Source organism: Brachyspira sp. G79 (genome assembly GCF_002379365.1).
Taxonomy (GTDB): domain Bacteria; phylum Spirochaetota; class Brachyspiria; order Brachyspirales; family Brachyspiraceae; genus Brachyspira.
Genome location: NZ_JQIU01000008.1, coordinates 517534 through 519071, shown reverse-complemented (window position 1 = coordinate 519071; position 1538 = coordinate 517534). Strand labels below are relative to the sequence as shown.

The following is a 1538-nucleotide window of genomic DNA, read 5'->3' as shown; positions in this document are numbered from 1 at the left end:
AATGTTCTAACATATATCTATGCCATTTACTTTTTAAAATTTTTGCTGTAAAAGATTCTGTATTAGGAGTAGTAATCAATAAATACCCCCCCCCGTATAATGTGATGTATTTCTTAATAATTTATTCGCAATAATAAGTGTATTAATTGGGTCTTTTACATGCTCTATTACATCACACATAGTTATTAAATCAAAAAAATTTTCTTTAAATACCTGTGTCTCCAAAGTACCATTATATATTTTATCTTCACCAAATTTAGATTTTGCTATAGAACTTGCATATTCTGATATTTCAATACCATAAGGTTCAAAACCTAATTTTTGAGCTTCTTCTAATAAAAAACCGGTTGCAGTTCCAACATCCAGTATATTTCCTGATTTTACATAAGGAGTTATTCCATTTAAAATATGTTTAAATGTATCTTTTTTCATATTAGCTACTTCTTTTGTTTCTCCATCACCAATTCCCCAAGATCCAAAATAATTTTTACTATATATATTTTTTATCTCTTCATCTGTAGGAATAGGATTCATAAATTCAAATTTACATTTTGGACACATAAGAATGTATCTATTATCTATTACAGATTTAGTTTTCATTTTTCCTTCATATTCACACAATAAACATTTTGATATTTTTGTTTTTTTCATGTATAATCTCCTTAATTATAATATAAATCAAATGAATTAATGTATTTTTATATTCTTTAATTCTTCATCAGCTTATGATAAAGAATTATCTTTACTTATATTATATACAACTAATATTTCTGTAAACAATTTTGTGTTTCATCATCAATTGGTATAAATATTAAAATTTTTATAATTCACCTCAATTTAATTAGTAGCCCAATTTTCTACTTTTAATATCCAAGCTCCTGTTTGCTTCGCAGCTTCTATACCTATATCACTATCTTCAAATATAAGAGTTTCTTTTGCTGAAATATTAAAATATTCCATGCATTTAAGAAATACTTCTGGATTTGGTTTTCTATTTTTTACATCATCACCTGTTATAACCAGATCAAATATATTTTCCATATCTATTGCTTTTAGTACATTTTTCACAGCTATTTTAGCAGCTGTAGTTGCCAATGCCATTTTTTTTCCTTCTTTATTATTAGTTATGACACTTCTAATATAAGGGTGTACATTTATACTTGATAAATTATTTTTATATATTTCCTGTTTTCTATCATGTATCATTTCTATCATTTCATTTGTGGGATTTGGGATTAATTTAGGAAGAAAATCTTTGTAATGCTTTCCATTAAAAGAATGAATATCAAAAAATTCTCTAGCCAAATCAACACCTATTTCTTTTAAAGCATCATAATAAGATTTATAATTGGCATTTGCACTATCTATTATAGTACCATCCAAATCAAAAATTATAAGTTTTATAGAATTCATAGTTTTCTCCATTCATCTAATGCTAAACCTGCTAGTGCCAACATTAAAAATGAATTATTTTTATTTAACTTTATCATATAAACTATTGCTCTAATATAACAAATTGATTCATAGAAATATATATT

At 24.8% G+C, this 1538-nt stretch carries 2 protein-coding genes; both read right to left on the bottom strand.

The features are described from left to right. Window positions 1-75 precede the first annotated feature (75 nt). Window positions 76-651: a class I SAM-dependent methyltransferase gene (locus KQ44_RS03735; RefSeq protein WP_096736294.1), complete on the bottom strand. Its 576-nt coding sequence runs from the start codon at window positions 649-651 to the stop codon at window positions 76-78. Window positions 652-837: 186 nt separating this feature from the next. Beyond that, a complete protein-coding gene (locus KQ44_RS03730; protein WP_096736293.1) occupies window positions 838-1413 on the bottom strand; it encodes an HAD family phosphatase in 576 nt (191 codons plus the stop codon). Window positions 1414-1538: the final 125 nt, after the last annotated feature.

Coding starts and splice junctions, on each gene's coding strand:
- KQ44_RS03730 (WP_096736293.1), bottom strand. CDS start 1,413: ATGAATTCTATAAAACTTATAATTTTTGATTTGGATGGTACTATAATA.
- KQ44_RS03735 (WP_096736294.1), bottom strand. CDS start 651: ATGAAAAAAACAAAAATATCAAAATGTTTATTGTGTGAATATGAAGGA.